The following is a 6,936-nucleotide window of genomic DNA, read 5'->3' as shown; positions in this document are numbered from 1 at the left end:
CTTCCGTCGTCGCCGTCGTCCCCGTCGCCGTCGTCCCCGTCGCCGCCCTCGATCCGCTCGCCGAGCCAGTCGTAGTGGGCGAGCAGCGCGGCCTCGCCCGCGTCGGTGAGCGCGTACACGTCGGCGATCCCCTCGGCCCGGCGGTCGAGGTATCCGGCCTCGACGAGCGCGGAGAGCGTGCCGTAGAAGGACCCGGGGTCGATCCGCTCGTCGTAATGCGATTCCAGCCGGCTCTTCGCCGACTGCGCGCGCAGCTCGCCGTGGTCGTACAGGAGCGCGCAGAGGTCGCGGCGCCGGCCGCTGTGGAACCACTTCGTCATGGTCGGCGCCTCGCCCCGCGGGCGGATAAATCGCTCACGACGCGTCGACCGGCTCGCCGGCGCCGAGCGGGTCGTCGCCGCTCCGGCCGGCGTCGGTCCGGCCCTCGCCGCCGACCAGTTCGTCGAGGCGGCGCACGCGCCGGTCCCCGAGGATACAGCGGCCGCGCTCGTCATGGCCGACGCGCTCGACGTGGACCGCGTCGAGGCCGGCGTTCCAGGCGGCCGCCACGTCGCTCTCGCCGTCGCCGACGTAGTAGCCGCGGTGGCGGGCGGGGTCGACGCCGAGTTCGCTCGTCGCGGCCTCTATCGGGTCCGGCGCCGGCTTCCAGCCCGTCTCGTCGGTACAGCAGACGACCGCGTCGAAGCGGCCGCCGAGGTCGAGGCGGTCGAGGACCGGCTCGGCGAGGAACTCCTGGCAGTGGGTGACGAGGCCGGTCGGCCCGCCGACCTCGCCCACGCGGTCGAGCAGTCGCGCGGCGTCGTCGTGGAGGTACGTCGCCTCCGCGCGGGCGACCGGGTCCTCCACGGCGTGGAACGCGGGCCAGAACGCGTCGGGGTCGACCCCCATTCCGCGGAGCGTCTCGGCGCGCGACCCGCCGAGCCCGTGCCAGAGGACGCGCGCCTCGCGGTCCGAGAACTCGCGGTCGAGCCGGTCGCCGACGCGGTCGAACACCGTCCGGGTGTACTCCCACTCGGCGTCGACGAGCGTCCCGTCGAGGTCGAAGAGGTGGAAATCGTAGTCGGCGATCCGCATTCCACGTCCTTTCGCCGCCACCGGGTAAGTGCGTTGTGAAGCTCCGGCGACGGTTCGAGCGCTCAGTCGGCGCTCACGAACGGGAGTCGCACGTCGAGCGCGACGGCGACGTTGCCGACGCCGAGACCGACCAGGGCGACGCCGACGAGAACCGAGATCCGCGAGCCACCGTTTTCGAGCACCGCGAGCGCGCCGCCGGCCAGCAGCGCGAGGCCGAACCCCAACAGGGCGAGCGTCCAGAACACGTTCATCAGCGCGTCCTCGACCGCCTCCCTGACGACCCAGTAGCGGTCGGCGGCGTCGTACTCGGGGGCGTCCCCGGAAGCGCCGCGACCGGCCGCGTCGCCGGCGGTCTCGTCGCCGGCGGTCCCGCCCGCGCGGCCTGACCCGTCCGAACCTGTTTCGGTCGTCTCGTCGAGGGGAGGGCGCATACCGAACGCGTCGCCGCGAGCGGGAATAAATCTGGGCTGCGTCCCGCTGGATCAGCCCCGGACGTGGACCGACGAGCCGAGGTACTTGCGGAGGACCTCGTCGACCGAGTCGGCGTTGAACCGGCTGAGGTCGTCGGCGATCGCCGCCTTCAGCGCGTCGAGGTACGGCCCGTCGGTGCGCAGCTCCCGAAAGTCGGCGGCGACGACCTCGACGCTCCCGGCGTCCGCCAGCCCCAGCCGCTCCTCCGCCAACCGCCGGAACGACGGCTCGTCGCCGATCTCGCCGCGCCACAGGCGGTCGCGGAAGAACAGCCAGCCGTCGGTTCCGGGCTCGCTCGCGGGGAGTTCCACCGTCGTCTCGAAGCGGTCGGGGTCGACGGCGGCGGCCGGCGGGTCGAGCCGGATCGCGACGCTGACGACGTAGGCGGCCTCCATCTGCGGGCCGAAGGACCGGCGGGAGGATAAAAGTACATACCGCTCGGCCGTCTGAGTCATGGAAGATGCTGAACCGACTCCGCGGCCTCGCCGGGCGCGCGTACCGGCGACACCTCCGCCGCGAGATCGACGACGTCCCCGCCCACGTCGCCGTCATCCAGGACGGGAACCGGCGGTACGCCCGCGAGCGCGGCGACGACGCCCCCGACGGGCACCGCGCCGGCGCGGACACCACCGAGCGCGTCCTCGACTGGTGCGCCGACCTCGGCGTCTCTGAGCTCACCCTCTACGCCTTCTCCACGGAGAACTTCGAGCGCCCCGACGAGGAGCTAGAGCCCCTCTTCGACCTGTTGGAACGCAAGCTGCGCGAGTTCGCCGACGCCGACCGCGTCCACGAGCAGGGCGTCCGCGTCCGGGCTATCGGCGACGTGCCCCGCCTCCCGCCGCGGGTCCGCGACGCGGTCGCGTACGCGGAGCGGCGCACCGCCGGTAACGACCGCTTCACGCTCAACGTCGCGCTCGCGTACGGCGGCCGGACCGAGCTGCTCGACGCCGCGCGCGCCATCGCCCGGGACGTCGACGCCGGCGAGATGGCCCCCGAGGACGTCGACGTCGAGACCGTCGAGGAGCGGCTGTACGACCGGCCGATCCGCGACGTGGACCTGATCGTCCGCACCGGCGGCGACGAGCGAACGTCCAACTTCCTCCCGTGGCACGCGAACGGCAACGAGGCGGCCGTCTACTTCTGTGCGCCGTACTGGCCGGAGTTCTCCGAGGCCGACTTCCTGCGCGCGATCCGCACCTACGAGTCGCGCGAGGAGTCGTGGCAGCGCGCCCGGGCGGAGCGGGCCGCCGCGCTGGTGCGCGCGCTCGCCGAGGTCGAGTTCGCGGAGGCGCGGGCCGCCGCCGCCCGGCTCCGGGAGCGCGTCCCCCGGCTCGACGGGAGCGACCTCTCGGACGACGCCCTCGGCATCGCGGAGGGCGAGGCCGTCGGGTCGACCGACGGCGACTCGGTCGGTCGGACCGACGGCGGGACCGGCGACGCGCGCGACCCGTCGGGAGCCGACTAAGCGGCGCCGGGCGCGATCCCGGCCTCGTTCCGCGTCAGCAGGTACAGCGCGAACGACGAGAGCCAGTGCGACCCCGCGTAGTCGTCGGTGCGCACGTCCGCGGCCCCCGCCTCGGCGTGGCGGCGCGCCGCGGCGTCGAGGGGCTCTCGGAGCCGGGCCGCCACGGGGCCGGTCCGATCCGCCAGCGCGTCGCTCAGCCCGGCGAGACACCACGCGCGGGAGACGTTGAGCCCGATCAGGTGAATCGCGGCGCCGTCGCCCTCCTCCGGCTCGACGTCGACGGGCGCGAGCAGCGCGTCGTGCGGGGGCGCGCTGAGGTCGGGCAGGAACCGGCCGAGCCACGCCGCGAACGGGTCGGGGCCGAGGACGCGGCGCATGAGGTCCGCCTCGACGAGCGCCGGGGAGAGGAAGTCCCAGCCGACCGGCTCCGCGCCGACGACCGCGGCGGTGTCGTCGGCGTACAGCCGCCGCGCCGCCGCTTCGGCCTCGCGTTCGAGGGCGGCGTCGCCGACGATCCGCGCGTAGTCGAGGACGCCGGCGAGCGCGAACGCAGTGTTGCCGTGGGTCCCGACGCGCTGCGGGCGGTCGACCCCGAGGAACGACTCGCGGGTTCCGCGGCTGATCCGGTCTTCGAGCGGGCGGAGCGTCTCGCGCCACGCGTCGGCGCGGGGGTCGTCCCACAGGTCGAGCTCCGCGGCGAGGCGCAGCAGCCAGGACCAGCCGTACGGCTCCTCGAATCCGGGGTTCTCGTCGAGGTAGTCGACCTCGCGGGCGACGTTCTCGGGCGTCAATCGCTCGTCGACGCCAGCCGCGATCTCGGCCTCGTTCGGGTGGTCGGGGGCGAGCCGCAGCGCGCGGACGAGCGCCCAGTGGCTGTGGACGGCGGAGTGCCAGTCGAAGCAGCCGTAGAAGACGGGGTGCGTCTCCGAGGGGCGCGGGGGCGCCTCCGGGCCCTCCACGGTCCCCCGGTAGTGCGGGTACTCGGTCTCGACACCGTCGAGCGGGTGCGCGGCCAGCGCGGCGGCGACGGCGTCGTCGAGCGCGTCCGCGCGGCCGGCCCGGAGCGCGTCCGGCGACAGCTCCTTGAAGTCGTTCATGGCGGCGGGTCGGCGGCGCGCCTGTTCAATCGGTCGGTCGCGTGCGGCGGGGCGGCGCGGGCGTCAGGTCGGGCCGCGTCACCCCGTCGGCCCGCACCCTCCCGCCGGGCCGCGTCACCTCCCCCGCCCGCTCACGCCGGGTTCTTCCGCGTGAGGTCGCTGCCGCAGATCGGACACCGCTCTCTGTTCTCGTCGAAGGTGCGGTTACAGCCGACGCACTGGAAGCGCCACTCCCGCTCCTCGGTGATCCCCTCCCTGTCGATGGGCTCGACCGGGAGGTCGAGCCGCTCGGCGACGTTCTGCATCGCGTAGTCGTCGCTGACGAGCGTCGCGTGAAGCTCCAGGGCGGTCGCGATGAGCCGGACGTCGGTGTCCGACAGCTCCGCGGCGTCGCCCGAGCCCTTCGCGGCCCGGCGGACCCGGTCGACCGCCTCGGGCGCGGGCACGTGGACGGTCATGCCGGAGCCCTCCATCGCGTCGAACCGAAGCGCGACCTCGCCGGTGAGCTCCTCGTGGACCGCCGGGATGGAGACCACGTCCTCGTCGGTCGTGTACTCGTGGATGAACGCGGACGAGTCGAGGACCTGCATCAGCGGGCGACGACGATGTAGTCTTTCACCGCCTGCACGTTCGCGACCGGGACTCGGAGCCGCCCCATCTCGTCGAACTCGAAGTCGACGCGCTCCTGTCTGAGCTGTTCGTGCGGGCTGACGAGGAGGTGGTTCAGCTCCCCGGACTCGAGGTTCATCGTGATGTTGTACAGGTCCCCGAGTTCCGTGCCGTCGGAGCTCATCACCGCCTTCCCGGAGAGGTTCTCCGCGAGGATGTCGACCATACCCCCACGGTTCCGGGCGACGGTATTAAACGCCACGGGGCGTCGGACGGGCGACGGACGCGGATCGCGCCCTCGCCGCCGCCGTTCGTCGCGGCGTTTTGAAAGGCTTAACTGACGGCCGGGCGCATGAAACGGTATAACCTTCTCGGGGCGATCACATATGACCGACCACACACACGCGGACACCCTGCGAACCCCCATCGTCGCCGTGCTGGGCCACGTCGACCACGGCAAGACGAGCCTGCTCGACACGATCCGCGGCTCCGCCGTCAGCGAGGGCGAGGCCGGCGCGATCACCCAACACATCGGGGCGACGGACATCCCGCTCGACACCATCTCCGGGATGGCGGGCGAGCTGATCGACCCGTCGGACTTCGATCTACCCGGCCTGCTGTTCATCGACACGCCGGGGCACCACTCCTTCTCGACGCTGCGCGCCCGCGGGGGCGCGCTCGCCGACATCGCGGTGCTCGTCGTCGACGTCAACGACGGTTTCCAGCCGCAGACTGAGGAGGCGATCGACATCCTCCGGCGGACGGGGACGCCCTTCGTCGTCGCCGCCAACAAGGTCGACACGACGCCCGGGTGGAACCCGCAGGACGGCGACCCGATCCAGAAGAGCATGGACGCGCAGTCCGAGCGCGCGAAGTCGATGCTCGACGAGAACCTCTACGAGATCATCGGCCAGCTGTCGGACGCCGGCTTCTCCGCCGACCTCTACTGGCGCGTCCAGGACTTCCAGAAGAACATCGGCGTCGTCCCGCTGTCGGCGCTCACCGGCGAGGGCGTCCCGGACCTCCTGACCGTCCTGATGGGCCTCTCCCAGCGGTTCATGAAAGAGGAGATGGCCATCGACGTCACCGGCCCGGGCGAGGGGACGGTGCTCGAAGTGAAAGACGAGCGCGGGTTCGGCGCCACCGTCGACACCGTCGTCTACGACGGCGTGATCCGCAACGGGGACACCGTCGTCGTCGGCGGGCAGGACGAGCCGATCGTCACCGAGATCCGCGCGCTGCTCCGCCCGCGGCCGCTCGCGGAGATCCGCACCGAAAAGGAGTTCGAGAAGGTCGGCGAGGTCGGCGCCGCGGCCGGCGTGAAGATCGCCGCCCCCGACCTCGATCAGGCGATGGCCGGCGCGCCGGTCCGCGTCGTCCGCGACCGCACCGTCGATCAGGTCGTCGACGAAGTGAAGGCCGAACTGGCCGAGATCGAGGTCGAGACGGCCGACAACGGCGTCGTCGTCAAGGCGGACACCCTCGGCTCGCTGGAGGCGATGGCGAACGCCCTCCGGGAGGCCGAGGTCCCCATCCTTCGCGCCGAGGTCGGCGACATCGCGCCCCGCGACATCGCGGTCGCGGAGACGGCGAACCAGGACGAGCACAAGGCCATCCTCGGGTTCAACGTCGACCTCCTCCAGAACGCGGAGTCGGACTTGGAGAACGCCGACGTGAAGCTGTTCAAGAACGAGGTCATCTACCAGCTGGTCGAGGACTACGAGCGCTACGTCGAGGAGAAGCAGCGCGCCCAACAGGAGACCGTGCTCGACAAGGTGGTGCGCCCGGCCCGATTCCGCATCCTCCCCGACCACACCTTCCGGCAGAACGACCCCGCGGTCGTCGGCGTCGAGGTCATCTCGGGCACGCTCCAGAACAACCGCAACGTCGGCTACTTCGAGGGCAACGAGTTCGAGCGCGTCGGCGGCCTCTCCGGGATTCAGAAGCAGGGCGAGGACGTCGACGAGGCGCGCTCGGGCGAGCGCGTCAGCATCGCCATCGACGGGCCGACCGTCGGCCGCGGCATCGAGGAGGGCGACACGCTCTGGACCGAGGTGCCGGAGAAGCACGCGAAGATCTTAGAACAGGAGCTGAAAGAGGAGATCACCGCCGACGAGCGCGAGGCGCTCCAGGGCTACCTGGAGACGCGCCGTAAGCGCGACCCCTTCTGGGGGAAGTGACGAGCGCATTCGGGGCCCCACCGCGCAGCTTATTCGCGTG

Annotated in this window: 9 protein-coding genes; 2 read left to right on the top strand and 7 right to left on the bottom strand. The window is 72.2% G+C overall.

Going from position 1 to position 6,936, the window contains the following annotated elements:
- The 4 genes from EXE50_RS05405 to lwrS form a co-directional block, all read right to left on the bottom strand.
- Positions 1–320, bottom strand: a 320-nt coding sequence (locus EXE50_RS05405) for a PadR family transcriptional regulator (RefSeq protein WP_137704534.1), incomplete at its 3' end; no start/stop codon positions are given.
- Positions 321–354: 34 nt separating this feature from the next.
- A complete protein-coding gene (locus tag EXE50_RS05400; RefSeq protein WP_137704533.1) occupies positions 355–1,074 on the bottom strand; it encodes an HAD family hydrolase in 720 nt (239 codons plus the stop codon).
- Positions 1,075–1,136: 62 nt separating this feature from the next.
- Complete coding sequence (locus tag EXE50_RS05395) at positions 1,137–1,505, bottom strand: hypothetical protein (protein ID WP_053770915.1); 369 nt, start codon at positions 1,503–1,505, stop codon at positions 1,137–1,139.
- A gap of 51 nt (positions 1,506–1,556) precedes the next feature.
- Entirely contained in the window at positions 1,557–1,940 is a 384-nt protein-coding gene (lwrS, locus tag EXE50_RS05390; RefSeq protein WP_053770916.1) for an LWR-salt protein, read from the bottom strand.
- Positions 1,941–2,005: 65 nt separating this feature from the next.
- Between lwrS and uppS the strand changes: the two genes are divergently transcribed.
- A complete protein-coding gene (uppS, locus tag EXE50_RS05385; protein ID WP_053770917.1) occupies positions 2,006–3,010 on the top strand; it encodes a polyprenyl diphosphate synthase in 1,005 nt (334 codons plus the stop codon).
- Here the strand turns inward: uppS and EXE50_RS05380 are convergent.
- From EXE50_RS05380 to EXE50_RS05370, 3 genes are all read right to left on the bottom strand, one after another.
- A complete protein-coding gene (locus EXE50_RS05380) occupies positions 3,007–4,107 on the bottom strand; it encodes a DUF2891 domain-containing protein (protein ID WP_137704532.1) in 1,101 nt (366 codons plus the stop codon). The two genes, uppS and EXE50_RS05380, sit on opposite strands and share 4 nt — an antisense overlap.
- A gap of 131 nt (positions 4,108–4,238) precedes the next feature.
- On the bottom strand, positions 4,239–4,697 hold the full coding sequence (locus EXE50_RS05375) for an NOB1 family endonuclease (RefSeq protein WP_053770919.1): 459 nt from the start codon (positions 4,695–4,697) through the stop codon (positions 4,239–4,241).
- Complete coding sequence (locus EXE50_RS05370; RefSeq protein WP_053770920.1) at positions 4,697–4,942, bottom strand: PRC-barrel domain-containing protein; 246 nt, start codon at positions 4,940–4,942, stop codon at positions 4,697–4,699. Before EXE50_RS05370 ends, EXE50_RS05375 begins: the two co-directional genes overlap by 1 nt.
- A gap of 160 nt (positions 4,943–5,102) precedes the next feature.
- On the opposite strand from EXE50_RS05370, the gene infB reads away from it, so the two are divergent.
- Entirely contained in the window at positions 5,103–6,896 is a 1,794-nt protein-coding gene (gene infB / locus EXE50_RS05365; RefSeq protein WP_121599780.1) for a translation initiation factor IF-2, read from the top strand.
- Positions 6,897–6,936: the final 40 nt, after the last annotated feature.

It is taken from the genome of Halorubrum sp. ARQ200, assembly GCF_005435115.1.
GTDB classification, from domain to species: domain Archaea; phylum Halobacteriota; class Halobacteria; order Halobacteriales; family Haloferacaceae; genus Halorubrum; species Halorubrum tropicale.
This window is presented reverse-complemented; position numbering and strand designations above follow the sequence as displayed.

Bases quoted from the DNA above. Each gene is read 5' to 3' on its own strand.
- EXE50_RS05400 (WP_137704533.1), bottom strand. From the start codon at position 1,074: ATGCGGATCGCCGACTACGATTTCCACCTCTTCGACCTCGACGGGACG.
- EXE50_RS05370 (WP_053770920.1), bottom strand. From the start codon at position 4,942: ATGGTCGACATCCTCGCGGAGAACCTCTCCGGGAAGGCGGTGATGAGC.
- lwrS (WP_053770916.1), bottom strand. From the start codon at position 1,940: ATGGAGGCCGCCTACGTCGTCAGCGTCGCGATCCGGCTCGACCCGCCG.
- infB (WP_121599780.1), top strand. From the start codon at position 5,103: ATGACCGACCACACACACGCGGACACCCTGCGAACCCCCATCGTCGCC.
- EXE50_RS05380 (WP_137704532.1), bottom strand. From the start codon at position 4,107: ATGAACGACTTCAAGGAGCTGTCGCCGGACGCGCTCCGGGCCGGCCGC.
- EXE50_RS05395 (WP_053770915.1), bottom strand. From the start codon at position 1,505: ATGCGCCCTCCCCTCGACGAGACGACCGAAACAGGTTCGGACGGGTCA.
- EXE50_RS05375 (WP_053770919.1), bottom strand. From the start codon at position 4,697: ATGCAGGTCCTCGACTCGTCCGCGTTCATCCACGAGTACACGACCGAC.
- uppS (WP_053770917.1), top strand. From the start codon at position 2,006: ATGCTGAACCGACTCCGCGGCCTCGCCGGGCGCGCGTACCGGCGACAC.